The organism is cyanobacterium endosymbiont of Epithemia turgida isolate EtSB Lake Yunoko, from assembly GCF_000829235.1.
In the GTDB taxonomy this organism is placed as follows: Bacteria; Cyanobacteriota; Cyanobacteriia; order Cyanobacteriales; family Microcystaceae; genus Rippkaea.
In genome coordinates, this window is the sequence record NZ_AP012549.1 from 636,711 (window position 1) to 661,589 (window position 24,879).

15 protein-coding genes and 1 tRNA gene are annotated in these 24,879 nt (G+C 31.7%); 9 read left to right on the forward strand and 7 right to left on the reverse strand.

Annotation, left to right across the window (positions count from 1 at the left end; genetic code table 11):
• Positions 1-10: 10 nt before the first annotated feature.
• Positions 11-706 (forward strand): response regulator transcription factor, encoded by a 696-nt coding sequence (locus tag ETSB_RS01820; protein WP_044105942.1) that lies wholly within the window; start codon positions 11-13, stop codon positions 704-706.
• Positions 707-1,075: 369 nt separating this feature from the next.
• On the opposite strand, the gene ETSB_RS01825 is transcribed toward ETSB_RS01820, so the two are convergent.
• Positions 1,076-1,148 (reverse strand) — tRNA-Phe (locus ETSB_RS01825).
• A gap of 2,508 nt (positions 1,149-3,656) precedes the next feature.
• Here ETSB_RS01825 and ETSB_RS01835 point away from each other — a divergent pair.
• Positions 3,657-4,760 carry a DNA adenine methylase gene (locus ETSB_RS01835; RefSeq protein ID WP_408643617.1) on the forward strand — a complete coding sequence of 368 codons (1,104 nt, stop codon included), beginning with the start codon at positions 3,657-3,659 and terminating at the stop codon, positions 4,758-4,760.
• A 1,732-nt stretch (positions 4,761-6,492) separates the two neighbouring features.
• Here ETSB_RS01835 and mnmG read toward each other — a convergent pair.
• A complete protein-coding gene (gene mnmG / locus ETSB_RS01840; RefSeq protein WP_044105947.1) occupies positions 6,493-8,418 on the reverse strand; it encodes a tRNA uridine-5-carboxymethylaminomethyl(34) synthesis enzyme MnmG in 1,926 nt (641 codons plus the stop codon).
• A 385-nt stretch (positions 8,419-8,803) separates the two neighbouring features.
• Here mnmG and ETSB_RS01845 point away from each other — a divergent pair, with 385 nt between their 5' ends.
• The 5 genes from ETSB_RS01845 to ETSB_RS09825 all read left to right on the forward strand — a co-directional run bounded on the left by ETSB_RS01845 (position 8,804) and on the right by ETSB_RS09825 (position 14,112).
• A complete protein-coding gene (locus tag ETSB_RS01845; RefSeq protein WP_044105948.1) occupies positions 8,804-9,031 on the forward strand; it encodes a hypothetical protein in 228 nt (75 codons plus the stop codon).
• Between the two features lie 1,104 nt (positions 9,032-10,135).
• Positions 10,136-11,653, forward strand: a complete 1,518-nt coding sequence (locus tag ETSB_RS01850; protein ID WP_044105949.1) for a UbiD family decarboxylase — start codon at positions 10,136-10,138, stop codon at positions 11,651-11,653.
• A gap of 1,405 nt (positions 11,654-13,058) precedes the next feature.
• On the forward strand, positions 13,059-13,256 hold the full coding sequence (locus ETSB_RS08970) for a hypothetical protein (protein ID WP_070104598.1): 198 nt from the start codon (positions 13,059-13,061) through the stop codon (positions 13,254-13,256).
• A gap of 285 nt (positions 13,257-13,541) precedes the next feature.
• Positions 13,542-13,727, forward strand: a complete 186-nt coding sequence (locus ETSB_RS08975) for a hypothetical protein (RefSeq protein ID WP_070104599.1) — start codon at positions 13,542-13,544, stop codon at positions 13,725-13,727.
• 235 nt (positions 13,728-13,962) lie between these two features.
• On the forward strand, positions 13,963-14,112 hold the full coding sequence (locus tag ETSB_RS09825; protein ID WP_171816375.1) for a hypothetical protein: 150 nt from the start codon (positions 13,963-13,965) through the stop codon (positions 14,110-14,112).
• A 122-nt stretch (positions 14,113-14,234) separates the two neighbouring features.
• Here the strand turns inward: ETSB_RS09825 and ETSB_RS01860 are convergent, their stop codons facing one another.
• The 5 genes from ETSB_RS01860 to lepA all read right to left on the reverse strand — a co-directional run bounded on the left by ETSB_RS01860 (position 14,235) and on the right by lepA (position 19,830).
• On the reverse strand, positions 14,235-14,744 hold the full coding sequence (locus ETSB_RS01860) for a TolB family protein (protein ID WP_044105951.1): 510 nt from the start codon (positions 14,742-14,744) through the stop codon (positions 14,235-14,237).
• Positions 14,745-15,245, reverse strand: coding sequence for a TolB family protein (locus tag ETSB_RS01865; protein WP_084220231.1), 501 nt, complete (start codon positions 15,243-15,245; stop codon positions 14,745-14,747). It lies immediately after the preceding gene.
• A 114-nt stretch (positions 15,246-15,359) separates the two neighbouring features.
• Positions 15,360-16,199, reverse strand: a complete 840-nt coding sequence (locus tag ETSB_RS01870) for a Ycf66 family protein (RefSeq protein WP_044105952.1) — start codon at positions 16,197-16,199, stop codon at positions 15,360-15,362.
• A 394-nt stretch (positions 16,200-16,593) separates the two neighbouring features.
• Positions 16,594-17,703: a citrate/2-methylcitrate synthase gene (locus tag ETSB_RS01875; protein WP_044107549.1), complete on the reverse strand. Its 1,110-nt coding sequence runs from the start codon at positions 17,701-17,703 to the stop codon at positions 16,594-16,596.
• Between the two features lie 318 nt (positions 17,704-18,021).
• Positions 18,022-19,830, reverse strand: a complete 1,809-nt coding sequence (gene lepA / locus ETSB_RS01880) for a translation elongation factor 4 (RefSeq protein WP_044107550.1) — start codon at positions 19,828-19,830, stop codon at positions 18,022-18,024.
• A gap of 1,697 nt (positions 19,831-21,527) precedes the next feature.
• Between lepA and ETSB_RS01885 the strand changes: the two genes are divergently transcribed.
• Together ETSB_RS01885 and ETSB_RS10590 are read left to right on the forward strand one after the other, a co-directional pair.
• A complete protein-coding gene (locus ETSB_RS01885; RefSeq protein WP_044105953.1) occupies positions 21,528-22,094 on the forward strand; it encodes a DUF721 domain-containing protein in 567 nt (188 codons plus the stop codon).
• 674 nt (positions 22,095-22,768) lie between these two features.
• A complete protein-coding gene (locus ETSB_RS10590) occupies positions 22,769-23,038 on the forward strand; it encodes a 5'/3'-nucleotidase SurE (protein WP_332403729.1) in 270 nt (89 codons plus the stop codon).
• Positions 23,039-24,879 lie beyond the last annotated feature (1,841 nt).

The window sequence follows — 24,879 nt, forward strand, 5'->3', positions numbered from 1 at the left end:
GAAAGAAATTATGTCAAATCCTGGGAAAATATTGTTGGTAGATGATGAGCCTGGAATCCGCCAATCCACACAAGCTTACTTAGAATATAGTGGAGATTTTGAAGTTAAAGTTGCCAGTAATGCTAATCAAGCCTGGGAACTTATTGAGAAAAATATTCCTGATTTAGTCATTTCTGATATTATGATGCCAGAGGTAGATGGCTATCAATTTTTACAAAAACTTCGAGAACATGCCAAGTATAAAACTCTTCCCGTTGTTTTTTTGACCGCTAGAGGAATGACTTCAGATCGCATTCGAGGATATCAGTCTGGTTGTGATGCTTATTTATCTAAACCCTTTGATCCCGAAGAATTAGAAGCTATCATTAAAAGTCTACTTGAACGTCGACAAGTCAGTATTCAATCAAGTAGTGAGGCAACAAAACTAGAAGAAATTGCCCAGGAGATTCGAGAACTTAAAGCGCAAATTGTTCAACAGCCTCATTTAGTAACTACTCCTCCTCCTCTTAAAATTGAATTAACGCCGCGAGAACAAAGTGTTTTAGACCTGGTAGCAGAAGGGCTAATGAATAAAGAGATTGCCGTGCGTTTGAATACCAGTGTAAGGAATGTAGAAAAATATGTTAGTCGTTTGTTTGGCAAAACAGGAACTAATAGCCGAACAGAATTAGTTCGCTTTTCCCTAAAACACGGTCTAACAAATTGAAATATAATCTTTAATTAATAGACAGAAACATAAATGTTGATATGATTTTTGTTTCTTATTCTATAGTTTAAGTCAATTTTGTTAACTATTTTACTACAAAAACTAATTTATATACACTGAAAACATATTTTTGCTAGAATTGCTGTTTTAAAAAGTGTAAGGTTAAGATTTAGAAGCGACTTTCTAATTCTAGTTCTTCATGACGTTTTATGTCCTCTGTTTGTTTAAACTACTCAATTTAATTGTCCTGTGGAACTGATTAATCTATAACTTTTCCAATCTCTTCTCATTGGTCAAGGCATCAGATACTGAAATAACTTTATATATTACAGGGGTTTCCCCACTGCTCAATTAGTGCCAAAGTAAAAATGCCAGGAGGCGGATTTGAACCGCCGACACGAGGATTTTCAGTCCACTGCTCTACCAACTGAGCTATCCCGGCGACTAACTTTATTTAATCTCTCTTTTTTTGCTCTTTATAAGAGTAGCAAAAACTTTAGTCTATTGCAAGAGAAAAGATAAAATTTTCTGCAGTTTCCCCTTGAAGGCTATCTTAGCTTAATTAAGTTTTATGCTCGATGTGTTTGGAGAAGTCAATGATGTAGGAGTTATACCTCCAAAAATTGCGTTAAATATATTTTGGCTAAAAAAGATACAGTGGCAATTATGCCATTACCATCAAAATTGTTCAATAATAGTCAAATATTTTAAGAAATGGTAAAAATTAATTTTAGTGTAAATGCTCTAAAACAAAATTTAAATTAAAATTAAGTTCAAGAGATAATTCTCTTTAATATCAATTAAAGATTAATTCTTTAATTGATATTAAAGATTAATTCTTTAATTGATATTAACTTTGACCTAATAAAAGCTTAAAAAATACTCAAAAAATGAGTAAAGATCACATCATACTTTTTGAGTATAATTTTATATATATCACACAATTGTTGTAAACTACAATAGTGGCATTAAACGACACAAGAAATTATTTTTGATTAAAGAAATAAACTTTCACTAACTCTAAATGTTTGACCTTAGTGTTAATATACCAAATATAGAGATACAAGAAAATAGCCACTGGATCTTTCTAAGAGTTAAGTTGTCTAAACTCTTATTTTAGGAATTACCCCTATATTATCAGTATAATGTCAATTTTTACTCTTGATTTTGTGTTTTGAGACAAATTAAATCACAGATAATTTGTCAATACATAACTACTACAATAGTATCTTTTTTATATAGCTTAATGAATAGTCGATAAATGCAATTTTTAAAAATATATGAAATCGGTAATTTATTAGGTAGAGTAATACTTGATAAAATTTTTAAAAACTCAATTTTAAAACGGAGATAGCTTATTGATAAGTCAAACTTTTGATAAAATCCAAATTATCTTTTGTGACATTAGATATCATAAATTAATAGCTATTTACTGCTAAGATAATTGTTAATATCGCAATACTTTGTAAGATTCAGTTTAAATAGAGAGTATTTGTTAGATAATCAAAAAATTGTTAGAGTAATTTAAGTCAACTTACTTTATTTAGGATAAAGGAATTGTTGAGATTCTGGATAAGGATTAACTTGATATAAATTTAACTATACTTCGCTATTTATTTACCTATAAAAAATATCCGAGCTATTAATTAGTAGCAGTTTACAGTTATGGATTAACTGAAGATCATCTCTTTCATTTATAAAAATAAATATACTATTATTATAAATATTTTAAACTTATTAGCTACTAAATCATTCTACTTAGTCTAGAAGGACTACAATTTTTACTTGTCCTTTTTGGATAATAAAGAAGCGATCAGATAGTTCTTTAAGCTTCAAAAACACACTCTCATTATTTCAGTACTCGCAAACTATACTAAATCTAGTTGCGAAAATTCATTCATCAATGATGGGAAAATACTCTAGATACAAACAATGCCTAGAAAATGTGATTTAGTCCTAAATATTAGTTTATTGAATCTACAAAATTTTAATTTTGTAGATTCAATAAAATGGCATCCACTTTTGATAGTGTGCTTGTTATAGTAATAAGTTTTGATAAGTTTTATAAAATTTACCTAATAAAATAGTTAATCAAGATAAAAAACATCAAAAAAATTTAAATTTTTTAAAAAAAGTAAATAAGAGAAAATAAATTTTTATTGTTTTATAAACTACTTTTAAAATTAGTCCACAAATTAAAATTAAAACCAGTTAAATCAATAAATATAGACAAAAGTGAAAGCAGCTTGTTTTGTAGACAAAAAATTATGTTAGAAGAGTTTACCTCTAAAAAGGAGGGAATTTAAAAAAAAGTTTAAATCCTCTTGTCATAGTCTAAAATCATAACATAGAAAAGGATACCCTCTTGAACAAAAAATATTTATTAGCAAAAATACTCTTAAAAGTCAAAAAACTGGGAAACCTATATCTAAAAACCGAAGTATATAGTCTATTGATAAAAATATAGTTAAATTGTAGTCAATCAGAAGAAAAGTTTTATATTCTATGATGGCAGACAGTTTTATGAAAAAAATAAAAATATATTCGAAAATTACTATAGAATATTTGCTACCTTGTCCTACAAAATTAGGGTTATAAAAATGATTAAAGTATTTTGTACTAAAAACTACAACATAATTCTTTTTAAGTATCATATATTAGCAAATATGCTGTTCCTATTTTCATAGTCTATAGTCCATTTATGTCCTAGTCATCAAAAATTATTAGTTTTTAGTGTATGGTGGGTTAGAAGCTAATTAATTATTGCTTACAATGAATGATTTGGCGAACAACTTGCCGTAACCTACAACTTAAAAACCTTTCATTATTCTTAGTATTGACTTGATAAATTACATCTTATAATCTTAATTTTATAAAAATAGAATATAAAAAAGATTAGTTAAAAGTAGTTTTAATAAAACATGTTAAGTATTTATTAGTTAAACTTCAGTTGGTTAAAATATTAAACATTACAGTCTCAATTTGTATTGACAGAAAAAACATATGTTTACAGAAAGTACATAAATTAAATCTAACTAATTTACTATTTAAAATCAAGATGAAACATGTAATAAATCTTTGTACAATTAAACAATTACGCCCCTTATATAAGTCAGAAGATTCCCAAAACATTAAAGCTTATCCTGTGCTAAAATGGGCAGGAGGAAAAACAAAATTACTACCACAAATTAAAAAACAATATCCTTCAAAACTACAACAAGGTTGTCTCAAAACTTACATAGAATCTTTTGTTGGAGGAGGTTCAGTATTTTTTGATATTTACCATAATTATGGTATTGAAAAAGCTTACCTTTTTGATAAAAATATTGAGTTAATTATTTTATATAAAGTGATTAAGAATAACGCAGAATTATTAATTCATAGATTATCGAAAATAACAAAAAAATATCTAAATTTAACTGAAGAAAAAAGAAAAAATTTTTACTATAAATCTAGAAATGATTACAATACTTTTGACAAAAAAGCTGATACCAGTATTTATAAGAAAAATTGGGTAGAACGTGCCGCTCTAACAATTTTTCTTAACCATACTTGTTTTAATGGGTTGTATCGAGTAAATAGGAAGGGTTTGTTCAATGTCCCGATGGGTAGATACAAAAATCCGGCCATACTTAATAGCAACAATATTAGAGCTGTTAGTCAAGCATTTAAAATTGCAGAAATTAAACAATGCGATTTTTCTGAAGTTCTGGAATATGCAGATCAAACCACTTTTATTTATTATGATCCTCCTTATCGTTCTATTAGTAAAACTGCCACTTTTAATGCTTATAGTTCTTTAAATTTTAATGATGATGAACAACGACGGTTAAGAGATGTTTTTATAAAAGTATCTCAGCAAGGAGCTTATCAAATGTTGAGTAATTCTGATCCTACTAATTATATCGAAGATTTCTTTTTTGATGAATTATATTGTGATTTTAATATTCAACGTATTCTTGCCTCGCGGATGATTAACTCTAAGGGCAATAGTCGTGGCAAAATCAAAGAAATTCTTGTAACAAATTATTCGGAGTATATCAATAAAATTTGATTGTCATTAATTTTAAATCCTAAAAAATAGACAAGTTTTTTAAAAATAAATTAAGTAGAAAAGTAGCAACTCACTGAATCAATTAGCTAAAGTGTTAGTTATACAAAAAATAGTTATATAAAATAACTTGCAATTTTTCTTTTTTTAATTATTACTTTAAAATAAAAGATGACAGAACAAGAATCCTTGTAAGAATTACTGTAGTATGTTTTAAACAAAAATCTCTATCATAGGTAACTTTTACTTCTGGGTTTTAATTAATTAATGAAGATCAATAGCCTCCGGCTAAATAGCTGCAGTATAAACAAAAATATTGTTTATTCATTATTATTAAAGGAAATTCTTTTTATTTTTCAGTAACTAGGCGCTATGCAAATAATGTGGGGAAGATTAATTATAGATTAAATTACTAAACTATAAGAATTAAATGATAAACCAGTATAAATAACTGTATTGTAATCTTAACTTATAAATTAGATAACATGGTCTTTGTAATATCAATTAAATTGTACTCTTTTTAGAGTAAGTCATAAATTTAGCTATTTTTAAACCTAAAACAAAAATGATAAAATAAATTCTAAAATTAATTAGAAGTATTCCTGTTGCATAAAAGTATTGTTGTAAAAATAATAATTCTGCTTTTTAGAGACTCTTAAAAAGATTAATAAAGAGCCCACACAAAACTCGACCTATTCATACTGGTATAACTTGGCGAGTAGTACGATAAGATAATGATGCTCTTAAGTAATTTTAGAAATCCGTCACCAGTTTATTGACTGCTGAAGGAGATAATTATACTTTGTTATTTCGTTCAGCAGATTTACTGTTATTAACGTATTGAGTAAATACACGCATATTTTTATACGTATTCATAATATTTATAATAGTTTAACTCGTTAAAATTTAAATTATCTTTTTTGAATAGACAATCCATAATGAAAAGTGATCTTTATCAAAGAGAAAGTACGAATAATAGGTTCTGTTCGTCAGTACCAAGCAATTGATAAAGATAATTTTAGTTAGTTCGACACTAAACACACCTTTTATTCTTGTTTAGTTTTGATATATTTTTTCGTTTTTTTAACTTTTATCTTAAAAGTCAATTTTCAATAAATATTTCTTATTCAATAAGCTCTTATTTGCTACGTTTTAGTATCGTGCTGGAACAAAAATATCTGAGATTTCTTCAGTAATTTCATCCCCTTTAATTACAAATTTTTTAACATAATTTTTTTTCTATCCAGCGAGTTATTTTAGATCCCATCTATACTTATTCATCTGTTGCTCTCAATTTTAATTTAGGGGCTAATTGTTCAAGTTGTTTATTTGGTTAATATATTGTTTTTACTTTTATTTACTTAAAACTCCTATTCTTGAAAATTTTTCCTCTTTTTTCTCCCAATTAATTATATTTTAGAGAATCTTCTCATTGTAATTGCAACTTATTCTTACAGCGAGCACACTATTTTTGAGAGTCCGTCCCTGAGACACTTACGAAAGTCAATGTTATCTTCTTAATTTAGACAAAATTTTTATTTTTTATGAAATTAAATTTCAGGACAAGTAAACTAAGATACTGAGTTAAATAAGGGTTTCTAAATATTGTTTTTATCTATATTATTTGCCTCTGATTATGATTCTATGTTTATTTTTGTAAACATATTTTATATAACTACTTTCTTAAAAATTAAATAGATATTTACACGTATTTAGGACAGTTAACTTTTATTTTTTATGGAGTTTCTTGATTATAAATTATTGTGAGGGGATACTCTTTTGGGGGCAAATGCAATTCCAAATACACTAACAAAGCGTTAATATCAGCCGGGTTAACTCCCCCAATACGCGACGCTTGCCCCAGGGTTAAGGGTTTAACTTGAGTTAATTTTTCTCTAGATTCCATTGCCAATGTTTCAATTTTCATATAGTCTAAATTTTCTGGTAATTTACGATTGCTATAACGACTAATTTGGTCAATTTGATTTTGTTGGCGTTTCAAATAACCCGAGTATTTAATATCTATTTCTGCCCCTTGTTTTTCTACTAAACTAAGTTGAGAATTTCCTAATCTATAGCGATCTAAATCAGCATAATGAAACCCAGGACGGCGTAATAAATCTGCTAAATTAATTGATCCCTTAATCTTTTGTTGAGTTTCTGTTGCAATGATAATTCCTATCTTATCTGTTTCTTTAATTCTAATTTCGTGAAGACGTTTTTTTTCTACGGAAATACTATCTTGTTTTGTTTTAAAAAGTTGCCAGCGACGATCATCAATTAACCCAATTTTTCGACCTAATGGTGTTAACCGTTGATCGGCATTATCTGACCTTAAAATTAAACGATATTCTGACCTAGAGGTTAGCATTCGATAAGGTTCTCGTAGATCTTTGGTACACAAATCATCAATTAAAGTTCCCAGATAACTTTCTTCTCGTGGGAAAACAATCATCTCTTTATTTTTAACTAGCTGAACTGCATTAATTCCTGCAACGATGCCTTGGGCGGCTGCTTCTTCATATCCTGTTGTTCCATTGACTTGACCGGCGCAAAATAAACCTCCAATTTTCTTAGTCATCAGGGTCGGATAACATTGGGTGGCGGGAAGATAATCATATTCCACCGCGTAGGCGGGACGTAACATTTCGCATTTTTCTAACCCTGGAAGGGTTCTTAACATCGCTAATTGAATATTTTCAGGAAGTCCTGTAGAAAATCCTTGGATATAAAGCTCAGGAATATCTCGTCCTTCGGGTTCAATGAAAATTTGATGACTCTCTTTATCTGCAAACCGAACAATTTTATCTTCAATAGAAGGACAGTAACGAGGACCTTTAGAGTCGATAAACCCGCCGTAGATTGGAGATAGGTGTAAATTATTATTAATTATCTGATGGGTTTCGGCTGTGGTTCGGGTTAAATAGCAATTCATCTGTTCTCGTTTAATCCAAACCTCAGGATCAAAACTAAACCAACCTACTTCATCGTCAGGGGGTTGAATTTCTAAATTACGATAGTCTACTGATCGTTTATCTACTCTAGCAGGGGTTCCAGTTTTAAGTCTTCCAGTTTCAAACCCCAATTTATTCAAAGTTTCGGTAAGTCCTACCGCTGCAAATTCTCCGGCTCTGCCTGCTTCCATCGATTTATTGCCGATCCAAATACGACCCCTTAAAAAGGTTCCGGTAGTTAAAACAACTGCTTGTGCGCCGAAGCAAGTCCCAAAATAGGTTTCAACGCCGATTACTTGATCATTTGTCCCTAGGACTAAATCCGTCACCATACCTTCACGAATTGTTAAATTATCTTGATTTTCAACAATTTTTTTCATTAAGGCTGAATACTCCCGTTTATCGGTCTGGGCACGTAGTGCCCACACAGCAGGACCTCTTGAGCTGTTAAGAACTCGTTTTTGCAAATAGGTCCGGTCTGCCATTTTGCCGATTTCTCCCCCTAAGGCGTCTACCTCATGGGTAAGTTGAGACTTCGCTGGTCCCCCTACTGCGGGGTTACAAGGTTGCCAAGCAATTTTATCTAGATTAATGGTTAACATCAGGGTGCGACATCCACGACGTGCACTGCTTAAAGCTGCCTCACATCCTGCATGGCCTGCGCCAACAATAATGATATCAAAAGTATCTTGGAAATCGATGGTCATTAGTATAAATATACGAAAAAATATAGCCTCTCAGACTTATAGAATAACAAATTTTGAGATTTATTTTATAAATTAGCAATTGACTACTCATTATTAAATCAATTTTAAAAAAATTATATCTATAAAGATAGTTTAATAATATTTCTAATACTTTATTTACTCTCAAATCAAATGAATCTAAGAGTTAAGTATAGGGATATTTTAAATATTTAATTAATTTTTAAGTATCACTTATTAAATTTGTAACCATTTTTTATGATCACAGCAACTGATATTTTTTGTTCTTCATATTGGATGATGAGACTTGGCAAAATTTGTATCTCAGGTTAAGCTCTAAGCGGAATCATAATCTGATCTAATTTTCTCGTGTGGTGTTGAGAAGTTAATGAAAGTACAGACCCCCCAACTTCGAACTCTTCCCTGGAGTTTACTCTGGGAGTTTTTATTGCTAACTAGTGCACTAGGCACTTCTGCTGGTCTAGGTTTTGGAGCTGCCATAACGTTAAACCGCCCTGTTGAGCCGGGAGGGACTGTTTTGCATTCGGAACAGTCTTTTCCTCCTCGTCAGGACTGGCCAATTGGCCCAACTGTAGGGACTGTTTTACAGCGTTAAGTTAAAAGTCTATAGGGGTCGACAGCCGTTTACCCCTACACTGTGTGTATAAACAATTTAAATTTTCGTCGTAAATGAATTAATCAGTGGACAAAAAATATAAAAATTTCATTTCCTTCAGAAAAAAGTTATATTCATTTCGTCCAATTTCATAATGGGTTAAGGGTTCATCCATAATATATTAGTTGTTTAGAGAACATCCAGTATATTTCCCTATTTCTCCTATTAACACGCCATTATTAGCTAGAATCTTTTCATATTTATATAACCGCATCTTCTACTAATTTAGTAATAGTAAGGTTACGATCAACTAAAAAATATTGCAAATACTTAAGTTTTACTAACTATTAGTTAATAGTAATTTAAATCTCTTCCTCACTTTTTAATCAAAATTGGTATGATTTTATAGATCACAATCTTTTGCTAGAATAAAGCATAGGGTTAATAATTTTATGAAGTGAGCAATCCGAAACTTCCTTTGAAAGAGACATTTGTAGCTTGTTTAAAATTATAAATTAAGTCAAAATACTAGTTGTTTCTAGACTAGCTATCATAAAAATATAACAAATAAAAGCTGTAATTATTCCCTTGTATATATTTTTTGATGAAAGATATGGGAATCATCAGTTACTCATTTAGCATATTCAGTATATAAAAATTAAATAATATTTAATATTTTTAGTGGTTATTACTTAAATAAGGAACTTATTAGTTATTTATCTTTACAATTCTTTACTTAAGTAAGATTTACCAAAAATCTACTCCCTTTAGTTTTATTAATTACAATCAGAATAGTTAAACTTCCTAAAATAGGACAAACTATTAAGCTTTATTGTATAATTTTAATTTTTATAATTATAGCAATTAAAGTTTATGAACATTATTAATAAGTTTACTTAGGTTTATTTTTAATCGTTATAACTGGTAAATTAATCTGATCAATCTTAATAGTAAATAATTATACTTTTATTCACTCTGCGGGATAATTTATTTTATATTTTGTAGACTCACAATAAGCTGGTTTTTATAAAAATTTGTCCCTGAGATATTATTTTCCCACAATAAGTCATAATTAGAATATCAAAATTTGTAACCAATTGCACTATGGCTAGAGATTTACGGGAATTTATCAATCAACTTGAACAACGGGGGCAGTTACGCCGGATTAAGACATTAGTTGATCCTGATTTAGAGATTGCAGAAATATCCAACCGAATACTACAAGCCGGAGGACCTGGACTCTTATTCGAGAATGTCAAAGGATCAAATTTCCCTTTGGCTATTAACTTGATGGGAACTTTGGAACGCATCTGTTGGGCGATGAAAATGGAAGAACCTCAAGATTTAGAAACTCTAGGTAAAAAATTAGCCATGTTGCAACAACCAAAGCCACCCAAAAAAATTTCCCAAATAATTGATTTTGGTAAGATTTTTTTTGATGTAATTAAGGCGAAACCAAGTAAAAGTTTTTTTCCTCCCTGTCAACAAGTGGTAATTGAAGGGGAAAAGCTAGATCTGGACATTCTACCTCTAATTCGTCCTTATCCTGGAGATGCAGGGAAAATTATTACGTTGGGACTAGTTGTCACTAAAGACTGTGAGACTGGAACCCCAAATGTGGGAGTTTATCGTTTACAGTTACAATCTAAAACTACCATGACAGTGCATTGGTTGTCTGTCAGAGGTGGGGCGAGACATCTACGAAAAGCAGCAGAAAATGGCAAAAAATTAGAAATTGCGATCGCTCTAGGAGTCGCTCCCCTAATTATAATGGCTGCGGCTACTCCTATTCCTATAGATCTCTCAGAATGGCTATTTGCCGGATTATATGGAGGTTCAGGGGTGGCATTGACTAAATGTAAAACCCTAGATTTAGAAGTCCCAGCAGATGCGGAATTTATTCTAGAGGGAACCATCACTCCAGGCGAAGTTTTACCTGATGGGCCCTTTGGGGATCACATGGGATATTACGGAGGAGTAGAAGACTCACCATTGGTTCGCTTTCACACTATAACCCATCGTAAAGAGCCCATTTATTTAACGACATTTAGTGGTCGTCCCCCTAAAGAAGAGGCGATAATGGCAATCGCATTAAACCGTATTTATACTCCGGTTTTACGACAGCAAGTCTCAGAAATTACAGACTTTTTTTTACCTATGGAGTCCTTAAGTTATAAAACAGCAATTATATCTATTGATAAAGCTTATCCAGGACAAGCAAGACGAGCAGCTTTGGCTTTTTGGAGTGCGTTGCCTCAGTTTACCTACACTAAGTTTGTGATTATTGTAGACAAAGATATTAATGTCCGAGATCCTCGACAAGTAGTTTGGGCAATTAGTTCTAAAGTTGATCCCTCAAGAGATGTTTTTATCCTTCCAGAAACACCTTTTGACACCTTAGATTTTGCAAGTAAAAAATTGGGGTTAGGAGGCAGAATGGGAATTGACGCTACTACAAAGATATATCCTGAGATTGACCACAAATGGGGAGAACCTTTAGAACCTGACACAGATGTATCTACGATGGTTAATTGCCGTTGGGTTGAGTACGGTTTAGGGGATATTATTTTAGATAAAGTTAATGACAATCTATTTGGTTATGACATGAGGTTAAGTAAATAGGTAGCTCTAAATAAATATCAAGAATATAAACTATTTTTTATATCTATTTTTATTTTAATAAATTGAAGTAAGGCTTATATTACAATCATTTATACTTATTACATAAATGATTGTAATATAAAAATTTATTTAACTTTTTAGGCTTCAGTTATATTGATACCTAAATATATTTAAATTAATTCAATAAGTTTTCAGTCAATGCTATTTATCTTCTAGCATATTTACCTTTATATTTTAAAGTTTGCATAAAAAATAAATATATTTTTTTCCTTCCTATTGTCTCAATTTAACTTTAAACAAAACTACTTATATGTTATATGTGCTGAGTAATGATTAAAAATAATTCTGTATTTATTTCTTTCTCTTGTCAATTATTTTGTCCTTTGTTGAAATATATTCAAGATATAAAATATCTTGTTACTACTAAGGTTTATTCTATAATTTTTAAAAAAGTATCACAGTTCTTTTCTTTCTTGAAAAATTTACCTGAACTATAAATTATTTTTTTAGTTAAATTTTACGATAAATTTACACGAACTACAATTTATTTGACTTTCTATAATTCTGTGTTTAAATACGAAATTTTTACTTTGGTTATTATTCTAGTAAAAGTCTTGGGCGTAAGTTAAATTTTATATTTCTAATTTTATTAACTTAATTTTTAGGTAGACTGGAGCATAGCACTTTTTCTTATTTAACTATTGTTTATAGTAGATTTATTTAGAGTTATATACTTAAATATTCTTCGTCAATTATTATCTAAAGTACTTTTTTAGAAAAAAATAAGGACAAAATTCATATTTTTATTTTTTTTCTTGCTTTTAAGATACAAATCTGTGCTTTAAAAAACACTAACTATTTAAATTTTACTAAAAAAAATATCATTATTAATGATTAGACATGAAGTATTAAGCAGTTATTTTAAACCTATAAAAAATTAACAGCAAATGTTATTAGTTTATAAAAAAACTTTGATGTCTGTCTGGTTATTGCTTTTTTTTTGGAAAAGTAATAACTATTTTTTATAGTTTAGTAAATTTATAAATTTATTAGAATTAGATCTATTAAAACAGAGTAACTTTTAAGTTCAGAATAAATGTAGGCTATAATCTTGTTGTAAGTGGAAATACTCCAAAAGCAATTTATGCTGTGTTAGAAGTAGCTAAACTTAAAAAATATCCCACCTAAGTTATGGGAAACGAGAACAATAATCATTGTACAGAGATTGATAACTATACTATTGGTCATTTCACTCATCTCAAACAACAATGGAAAATAAAAACTCAATGGGGTCTTTGCTCCTAACTTTTCTCTGTCTAAATTTAACCCAACTGATATCAATACTTATACGCAACAAGTCAAAGCGAATTGATAAAGAACAATATTCCCTGTAGTATTAGCAGCAATGGGGGTAGATATAATTATTGAATCTAGAGAGTTTTGTCGTTTTCCACAGCAAGCTTTCGTTTTACCCAGTCAAAAATTGTGCTCGCATACTTATCTTATTGCAACTGGTCTTATTGCAACTGCTTATATTCCTCTAATTCCTCCTATTATTAGCCTCTCAGAAGTTAGTTTTCAAGCTCAGAAGCCCTTTCTTTAAGTAATCTTACTCATGAGATAATTATTGTAGGCAAAACCTCCATTAGAATTGAATTAGCTGAAAATTTAGGTCGTTTAGGCAAGAAAATTACTTTAGTTATTCAACAGTCTAATATTTTACCCCCAAAAAATATTTGTATATCTTAAACTACTTCAAGGACAATTAGAAGTTTAAGATATACAAATATTCAGCTAAAGTCCTATAACTAAAGTTAAACTAATTAATAAAATAAAATGGGTAAAAGCTGGAAATAAAAAAAATAAATCTGATGAAATTATTATAACCATGGAAAACACACCGAATATCAAAGGCTTGAATTTAGAAGGAGTAAAAGTTAAATTAACTGCTCAAAAGATTAAAGTTAATAAAAAACTACAAATAACTAACACTAAAATTTATGCTTATGGCAATGCTATTAGTGGTTATAATATTTCTAATATTGTTAAATATGAAGCTAGTATTACCCTTTAAAATATATTATTTGTTTCTTAGTTTAAGGTAAATTACCGTCATCTTTGCTTGTGTTACTTTCACCAACCCTACTTTAAATACTATTGGACTAACATAAACAGAGGCAAGACAATAGAATCAAACCAATATTATTGTGATTGAAGAGGATCTTAAAACCTAATATGAAACTTAAATGACGGAAAAAATAACATGTGTTTGTAACCTTATTACTAGGTGGAATGGAGAAATTTTAAGTTTGTATTGTATAGGGTCTCAAGCAGAAGAATTAACCAGGCTAATTGTGTTAGCTATCCATCGTAAAATCACTATTCAGGATTTAGCATATCTATCTCCCCCTTCTCCAAATATTTATAGACTTTTATCAGGAATAGTTCATCAGTGGTAAAGATAAAAAATTTTAAAAAATTCAATTTTAAAGCAAGTGATCAAAACAATTATCATGATTTTTCTAGACTAGCTGTTCTTCTTTTAGAGAAGAAAACCGAGTTAACATATGCTACAAAAACGTTAATCAATAGGGTTTCCTGCACGATCATAAACCATAATATCCCATTGACCATCTTGAGCAATCTCAAAAACAATACGATCACCATCTGCATTAATCATGGGGTTACGAACCTCTGCTTGTAGATTTTCAGTGAGGCTACGTTTTTGTTGATTTTGGCGATCATAAAGATAAATATTTGATTTTCCCTGACGACTCGTTGCAAAAACAATGTAGCGGCCATCTTCAGAAATTGAAGGGTGAGAAGCTACTTCATCGAGAGAATTTAGTCCCGGTAAATCAATCAACTGTCGTTTTTGTGCATTAAATAGATAAACATCTTGAGATCCATTGCGATCAGACACGAAAATAATATAGGAAGAGGTGACTTGTGGTGTTAATTCTGAAGATCGACTATTTAATCCTCGTCCCCCCGGATCAAAAGGAAACCTCAAAAGACGGGGATAACTGCCACAACTATTTAAAAGAGTGGTTAAAATCGCCATCGAAATGAGGACAAAACACTTCACCATTTAAGGGTTAACGACTGAAGCACCATCAGGAATATCTAACTCTATTAAAGGACCGCGATCAAACACTTCAACATCCCATTGACCTCGCTTTGCTGTTTCAAAGACAATATAGCGTCCCTCAGGGCTAATCTGAGGATTTTTGACCCAACTTCGATACCCTTGGGTTAACAATTCAGCTTGTCGGGTGGCGCGATCATATAGAGCAATATCCGGCCGTCCTCGAATACTAGAAACATACACCAGATAGCGTCCTGTTCGGCTTAAACTGGGACTGTCGAGAACAACATTGTTCTGATTCAGTCCAGGTACGTTGACTAACTGTTTTCCCCGCAAATCATAAAGTAAAATTTGACTGGTGCCATTACGATTGGAAACTAAAGCCAGCCACCGTCCATCACCACTTAGGGCTGGTTGACCATCATTATAGCGACTATTAAGTCCACCCAAAGCTTGAGAATGGTTAATAAAATCACAAGAATTCAGTAAACTTATTAAAATCAATAGAACCAAGTAATGCAACGGAAAACATAGACCAAATTTTTGACTAGCAAGAAGTTTGGATAAATTTCCTGGGGCTACTTTTATTACTCTAGTTTTCACTTGAATTAATTGAGATTAATAATCGAAACGAGTAGAATTCGAATCATCATCATAGTGATCATTAATCTTTGATTCTTGATCAGTACTTGATGGATTTTTTTCCTTTCCTAGTTCGCGTTGTGGTTGATCAATGGGCTGATAATCGACATAATTGTCTGGTGTAGGTTCTTCGGATGGAGAATTGGGATAATAGTTTTGATCAGATGAGGTATGAAGAGGGTGTTTTCTAGAAGATCTAGAAGTAGTTTCTGAAGCTTGATGATCTGGACGAGGACGACGAGGGGTGGGACGTTCCTCCCACATATCAGAGGAATCATTCCAAGCATCATATGATTGAGGGGAGGGTGAAGTAGGACGACGAGGACGACGTTGACGAGTAGGTTCGCAATCAGTATAGGATTGAGTCGAACGACGAATACTCTTGGAAGAACTACGAGGTTCTTCATACCCTCTTAACCGGCGGTTTTTAGCATATCCTGCCTCTTCTTCATAGGGTTCGAGTTGATCCAATTCAGCTTCTGTGTAGACACGGGTTTTACTTACCCGACGCTCATCATCGACGACAGGAAAATTTCGTTTAGCTTGCTCTGTTGTGGCACCTCGTAGTCGAATAGTTTCCACGGCAAAAAATATAACTGAACCAGTCAGAAGAAACTGCCCAAACTGCAAGATAGGATCAAGTCGCCATCCTTGAAACAATAGAATCAAGCCACATAATAAACCTACTGCCGCAAAAAAGATATCATGGTCTCTAGATAATTCAGGGCGGACAGATCTTAAAAAATATAAGCCAGCTCCCGCAACCGCCAGAAATATACCAAGAATGCTGGCCGAATTCAACCCAAAATTTACCATTACCCCTCTCTATATTCCATCTCTATAGTAGCGAGTTTTGACAAGGGATTTCTACTTTTTACTTCTAGGATATCTAGGAAACATCCCTATATTTAAAAATGTTAATATTTTGACTAAGACAAACGTTTTTACTGTATAGTACCTAGTTGTGTTACTTTAACTAATAAAAATTTAACTAACTGTGATAGGGATAACGATGATAACATTTCTCAAAACGATACTCTCCAAGAAGTTCGCTAAATAAAGTGCTATTAACTCTACACTTTTGGCTAGTTTTGGATACGCCTGTCTACCTATTTTTAAGGGTGTTTAAACAGTTAGCTCAAGAAAATAACTTGAATTAGGGGAGTACCCCAAGTCACTACAAGTCTTTCAGAAAAAATTGTCGATTAGATTATCTCTCTGTAATGGGAAACCATTTTTGTTCGCTTGGTCCGGTGTATATAGATTTAGGACGAATAATACGATCATGCTCTAGTTGTTCAAAACAATGAGCTAACCAACCCACCACTCGACTAATTGTAAATGTACTAGTAAATAGAGGCGTAGGAATATCCAGTCCATGCAAAACTAGCGCGGTGTGGTATTCAACGTTTGTTTTTATACTTCGGTGAGGTTTATATTCTTTGAGTAGCCTTAAAGCGATTCTCTCGACATCAACCGCAAGAGTCCAGAACTTGGAGGATCCCTTGTGGTGCCAAATATCCTCGGCTACTTCTGAAAGAAGTGCCGCTCGTGGATCTTTAACCCGATAAATGCGATGACCAAAACCCATTAGACGCTCTCTACTTTCAAACTTATGCCGTAAGTAGGGCTCTATTTCCGAAGGTTCTTTGATCTCTAATAACATTTCAATGACTGGACCTGGTGCGCCCCCGTGAAGAATCCCCTTCAACGCACCAATAGCTGCAGTTATAGCAGAGACAAAATCTGATCGGGTTGACATGACTACTCGTGCAGCGAAAGTGGATGCGTTAAGTCCATGTTCTACAACTGTGTTGAGATAGGTTTCAAGTCCTCGAACATGCTCGGGAGAGGAATCTTGTCCCGTAAGCATATAGAGGTAATTAGCTGCATGACCTAATTCTGGATGAGGAGCAATTATGGTTTTATCATTGATTAATCTCCAATAAGTTGCAGTAATTACAGGAATTGAGGCAATTATCTTCAGTGCACCATTAATCCCTTCTTTATCCATACGATGTGAACGCATATCCATTGACAGGCAACTTACTCCAATCCGCAAGGCTTCTGTTGGCTCAATCTGATTCTCAGCTACACTCTTTAGGACATCTAATATCTTGGGCTCGAGATCCCGATGACCTAATAACTTTTCAGTGAGTTGCTCCAATTCACCTTGGGTAGGGAGATGGCTGTATAAAAATAAAAAAATAATCTCCTCAAAGGAAGCATTAATTGCAAGTTCTTCAAACGGAAACCCCAATATGGTCAACTTACCTAACTGCCCATCGATCTTACTGAGGTGATTGGGAATATTGTCCATATACTTCAAAAATCTGACTGAGATGGCTACCATACCGCAAACTCCCGTATATTGTAACATAGTCAGATTATATATTTATCACTTAAGTCAAAAGCTTTAAAAGGCTTATATATTGCGCATTATCTCTTTATTTTAGTTAATTAGGATAGGGTGTGTTATTAGAAAGATTTTCACATCCTTAAAAAAATTATCTTCTAAGGTAAGGCAAGAAAAGCTACATTGCATGACTATGATTTCTCTATAGGTTACCTTTGAGTTTAAATTTTAAAAACAATAGTTAACCCTTTTATTAGGGATTAACTATTATCTAGCTAGTTACTATAACTCTAATTTTAAGACGGCCATAAACGCTTCTTGCGGAACATCAACAGTTCCAATAGACTTCATTCGTTTCTTTCCTTTAGCTTGTTTTTGTAATAGTTTCTTTTTGCGAGAAATGTCTCCTCCATAACATTTAGCTAACACATCTTTCCGCAGTGCAGGAATATGTTCACTGGCAATTACTTTTGTACCAATTGCTGCTTGAATAGGAACTTTAAATTGATGACGGGGAATCAACTCTTTAAGTTTTTCTGTTAGAGCACGACCTACGCAATAGGCTTTATCTCGGTGGACAATTATAGCTAAAGCATCTACTCCATCTCCATTCACAAGAATATCTAATTTAACTAAGGGGTTTTCTCTATAACCGATTAAATAATATTCCATACTTGCATAACCCCGTGATCGCGACTTTAATTGATCAAAAAAGTCAGTGACCACTTCAGCCAAAGGCAATTCATAAGTCAAAGCAGTTCTTGATAAAGTGAAGTAACGCATATCCTTAAATACCCCACGGCGACTTTGACATAATTCCATCAATGTTCCTACATAAGTTTCAGGGGTAATCATTTCTACTTGGATATAAGGTTCTTCAATTTTCTCTTGTTTTTGAGGTGGAGGAAGTAAACTAGGATTATCAATTTTAATAACTTCTCCATCGACAGTGGTAACGCGATAAATTACTGATGGTGCAGTGGTAATTAGATCAAGATTGTATTCTCTTTCGAGTCTTTCTTGAACAATTTCCATGTGAAGCAATCCCAAGAAACCACAACGAAAACCAAACCCCATCGCGCTGGAGGTTTCAGGTTCATAGGATAAAGCTGCATCATTGAGTTTAAGCTTATCTAAGGCTTCGCGTAGATCTTCATATTGATCCGCATCGGTAGGAAATAGTCCACAAAAGACCATTGGTTTGGCCTCAGTATAGCCTGGCAGAGGTTTATTGGCTGGTTCTGTGGCTAGAGTAATCGTATCTCCTACTCGCGCATCTTCTACTGTTTTAATTGCTGCGGCCAAATAACCTACTTCCCCAGCGTGTAGACTATTTACTTGGACTTGGTTAGGAGAAAGAACCCCCAATTCATCCAGATCGAATTCTTTGCCAGAGGCCATTAACCGAATTCGATCATCATTCTTAACAGTTCCATCCATAACGCGGAAATAAACAATGACTCCCCGATAAGGATCATAATAGCTATCAAAAATCAAAGCTCTCAGGGGCTGATCCAGCATATCTTCTGGTGGAGGAACTAGATGAATGATAGACTCTAGAATTTCATCAACTCCGACACCATTTTTAGCGGATGCTTTGATAATATTGTTACAATTAAGACCTACTACTTCTTCAATTTCAGTAGCCACTCGTTCGGGCTCAGATCCTGGTAGGTCAATCTTATTTAAAATAGGAATAATTTCTAAGTTATTCTCCAAAGCTAAATAAACATTAGCCAAGGTTTGGGCTTCCACTCCTTGGGACGAGTCTACTACCAATAAAGCTCCTTCACAAGCTGCTAAAGAACGGGACACCTCATAAGAAAAGTCTACATGTCCAGGAGTATCAATAAGGTTAAGAACATATTCTTCGCCGTCTTTAGCAATATAGTTCATTCGCGCTGCCTGTAGTTTGATTGTAATTCCTCGCTCCCGTTCTAGATCCATATTGTCAAGGAATTGCTCTTTCATCTGTCGTTGTTCTACCGTTCCAGTATTTTGCAACATACGGTCAGCCAAAGTAGACTTACCGTGGTCAATATGGGCAATGATAGAGAAGTTACGAATATGAGAAACAGGAACGTCGGTCATATAGTTTCTAGTGAGAATAGGTTTAGCATAATTTAGAACTTCTTTATTATTTATTGTAATGGTGATTTTGCTAAATATTGCTAGGTCTTTGGACACAATTTAAAGTTATTGAACTGAGAGTTCTCTTTTTGCCTTTCAGATAGTTGTTGGACTTTAAACCTGGAATTCTTGATTAGTTGGTGATAGATGTTCATTGGCTAAATCTAATACTCTAAGCTATTGGAAATATTCTGATTGCTTAATTGGTTGAGAAAGTTGAGTGAGAGCAATTTAATTCTCACTATTTTGTATTTATAAATAGGTTTTGTGTTTATGTCCTAGAAAAACAATAAACTCATTAATTAGTATGTTTCTTTTTAAATAAAAAAGGCATTATTTCAGGTACTTGCTAGTCTTGACAACCCTCAGAATTATTAGAACCGGGAGAGAGATTTTAGTTTTAGGGAGTTGAGTATACTCAGAAGGGGAGAAAATTTAAATTATCGGAGTATTAAGTGTAGATTTTAAAATTAACTTTTAAAAACATGAGACTAGACATAAACCTACCTTAAATCCAACTAATAAAATAATCAAAAAACCACTATAAAAGTTTACTGATAACTTAAAAATCATCTCCATTAATAGAGATAAAAATCTCTTGCACTATCAGAAAATAAAATTAAATATAACAAAACTGTAAAAAAATACATAAATAAATATGATTTTATTAACAAACACTAATTTAGTGTATATAAGCAATTTATTTTAAAAAACAATATAATAAAAAAATAAAATAATTATGTTTATACTCTTAAGAATTTATATTCTGAGATTAAATCTAACAAATAAGGAAATAGTACGAAATAAAAAAATATGGAACTGATAGATTAATTAAATAATATGAGTGTGTTTTGTTGATAATTTTTCTGATTGATGTTGCTGAGTGTTCACGTATCAACTAGAACCACGAATTAAAAAATATAAAAGAAAGAGATAAGAGAGGCTTAAAACTGATTTTTATTTTCATATCTTGGCTGTTGTATTAGTAAAAATGATAGGAAACGATTTGAGAAAATATCTTATATGATGAGATGCTAAGATTAATCAAGGTTACAAAAAGATGGTAATAAAGTTTTAGTTAGGTTATAAGAGAGTTATAGAAAAGTAATGGGTTTCGACATCACAGCAACCGAATTAAAAGTTGAATAAACAGAAGTAAATTTAGATTGAGTAGATAAGATTGTTGAATACTTTAGTAAGAAAGTAGTCTTTAAGAGTTTGCACTAGATTTAATTTTTTGGCAAAGGGTAAGTTTTCTAGGTACAATACTAATACTTAAGTATTCGAGCTAACTTTTCTCAACGTTGACGACTTTGTGGGAACCTTCTAGTATATATAATCACCCTACAAGCATTTATTAATAAGTGTCAGCAGGCTTTATATTGATGTGCTTAACTCATTTTCGGAACATCGTCTGAATAGCTGTGGTAAAAATTAGTAAAGCTTTATAGGTTAGTCTGGTTATTGACATATTTCTCAAGTAAATATTAAGGCATATTTTTAAGTAAAACTCAAACATTATCGTTAATTATGAGTCATTTCCCTAGATAAGTTAGAAAAAGTTGATGAAGTAATAGTCATTAGGATGATTATTTTATTGTTCAGTCTCACAACAAATCATAATTAAAATAGAACTAGGAGATTAAGGATGAAGTTTAATGGCTTTTAATTCTCTCAATCATTTAATAACTGCTTTAACCACACAACCTGGATGGGCGCAATATCAACGCTATTACCGTCTATGCCAATGTTGGAATGAGGTAATTGATCCCAAAATTGTTTTTCATACTCGACCCCTATACATTCAAAGAAATTTACTCTGGGTAGCTACATCAAGTTCAGTTTGGGCTCAACATTTATCGTTACAACGCCCCCTTTTCCTCAAAAGCATTAATGCTCGATTTCCTGAAGAACCTCTTGTTGATATTCGCTTTTCCTCAGCTAAGTGGCATGATTCTAAACTGGTTGCAGACACCTTTGTCGAATCATCTCATCCAAGTAAGATTGATTTTCCCGCTCCTTGTCCACAGAGTGTCTCTGATAGCTTAATGACTCCAGCAATCGCTTTTCAACGCTGGACTGAGTTAATAAAAGGGATATCACAAGGTATGTCATTATGTCCTCAATGTCATTGTCCAACACCTCCTGGTGAACTCAAACGTTGGTCAGTGTGTATGCATTGTGCTACCCAACAATGGCAGACTAATTCTTCTTCTCCTCAGTGATTTTACTTAAATTTAAAAATAATTTAAAAGAGTTTATTGAGGATAAATCCATTGACATGGTATTTCAGCTACTTTTTGCTACTTTTTTTCTGTTTAATCTCTATAGGTTTATCTCAATAAAAATTTATATTTTATCTTTCAACTATTAATATGTTTTTTAGATTTTAGTGATATATAAAACTATCAGATGTATAGTAAGACAATGATTTAGACTCAGAAATTAAATTTCTTCATTTATAATATAACCTTTTATAGTAAAAACTTGATAAATACTGCTAATTTTTTTATTTTTTTATCGTAATTATCAAACGTAAGAACACAAAAAAGAAATCTGTAAGCAGTTTAATGTAACGGTTCAATCAGCAATTCTCACTGAATAGAAAGCTTACACTCTAGCAGTTATACTTTTTACTAGGAATTTGTACAGTTTTAGACAAATTATTCGACTACAAAATGCTTTAATAACAGAATACTCACTCAAGTTAGTAAAGATTTTTATCTCTGAAACTTGAAAATCATTCCTGTGTGAGGACAACGTCTATTTAAATAAAATATAAATATTAAGGTTAACAACTTTTATTTTTTAAAGAGTTCGTGTCGGCTTTATATGAACGTAATTGTAAGTTAAATTAAAAGCTAAAGGTTGAACATCGACTTAGAAAATAGGGCACAACATGACTTTTGTTTTGACCAATGATGAAAGGATAGATTCTCCTGGAATTCGTGCCTTACACAATGCCCTGGGAAAACAAAGGGTTATTGTCGCTCCTAAAGAACAACACTCAGACTGTGGTCACCTCGTCACGACTAATAAACCTATTCATCTCAAAAAGCGGTCTGAGTGTAAATATGTTGTAGATGTGATCCATGCAAACTATATTTGTCTAAGTTTAACTCAATTACCTAAAGAATGCTGTCAGGGATCAATCTCGGAGCAAATATAGAGGTGTAATCTACATTTCAAGGACGGTAGCTGTTGTTAGAGAAGCAGTTATGCATGGAGTTCTATGTCCATTTCCCATTAGTTTAAGCGACCTTTAGTCATCGATTGGGACTTAGCAACAAAATGAACAGCTCAAGTATTGGATAAGCTGTGAAATTATCCCTTATCTTTTGGAAGTTTTTGGAATGTCAATTTGCCTCATTTAGAGATCGGTTCCTCAGAACCTGAAATTATATTTTGTGAAAGAAGCACCCATCACTTACCGGTAGACTATTGAGCTAAAGGAGAATTTTCTTATTATCAAGGGGAATATATTAAACGACAGCGATCATAAGTAAAAAATGTAGATATTTGTTTTTCTGGCAAAATTACAGTAACATCGATTAACATTTAGTAAAAGCTGCCAATGTTATCAAGAATTAATTCTTAGGTCAACTGTGGCAAAAACCTCTTGATCCTATCAGCATTATTGACACTATTAATTTTTTCTGATTTTTCTTACTGCTTTACCGCAAGAAATTTTTGTAATTGTGGATAATAATTTCAGGTTGTTAGTCATTGCTTATTTTATATTTTTAGATTCCATTTTTTTAAAAAAGTCATTGCTGAAGGAGCACTATTAACTATGAAAATTTTATTTGGATTAATATGTGAAGGACTAGCATCAACAGTAGTAATTGTGAAATTATTATTGGTATAAAATCAGAGAGTTTTAGCTGTAATAGTGGTCACCATGAGGTTTATTCTCTTGTCCACTACATTGCGTCATAGCTTACAATAAAGGATGAGCGACATGAGTAATTGTTACATCAAGAACCTTAAAAAAATTAATTACTTCCAGTGTAGTCTTAGTAGTTCTTGTTGATCAATTAAGAATACCGACAAAGAAAGTTTTTGTTTATTGGTTATATGATTCCTGAGAATATGATAGCAGAGGTGTCTTGTTTTTATGTTATTATTTTATCTTTTTTATATTTGAATATTGCTATCTATTTACTAATAGAAAAAAGTACTATAAAAAAAATTATCCAAAAAAATTTTGCGAGCTATGTTACTACCGTTACTATTATTTTTATTAGTATTAGATACTATTTTGGGTACTATTTCCCTAGAAGCATATACATTTGTAGAGTTATAAACTGCTATAGTAGCAGTATCTAATGAACGATTAAGTTGAGTTTCTTTAAAATAAGTTTGTGATGTAAAATCATAAGTGATAACTATACTAATTTTTATCTGTTTTTATATTTTTTTGTTGATTTTATATTTTAAGCATGAGCTAGTAGTTACTTTATGTTAGTTCTACTAACAAATCTACCAATAGGATAAATAAAATTTTTATTAGTTAGTCTCATAAAAATTTTATTTAATGTTTTTTTATTTGTATTTTAAAACTGACTGCAGGAACATTAGACTAAGATTTAATGGAACAGGAGGTGATTATAATAGCTAATTTGTAGACCTAATTTTATCTTATTTAAGTCGTAGAGAAATTACTTTTATTTCATTTTAAGTATCGTTACTTATTTTAATTATTAATTAATATTTATTGGGGTATTTTTTATCCTCTCTAGATTATTTATAATTTTAATAAGTTCAAACTGGTAATAGTTTAGATACATTAGATAATATTCTATATGTAGAAATCATATTTATACTAAAAAACACCAGTAGATTATTTTAAAATATCTAATAGCTTCATAATTTAAAAGTTAGTGAATGGTTTGTTTTTTTTAGTATTATACAGGCAAGTTACACAAAACTTTAAATATAAGTATATGTTCAAAAGCAATGATTTAGTACATTTAAAGCATCATAATTTATAGTCAAAATTAATTAAAT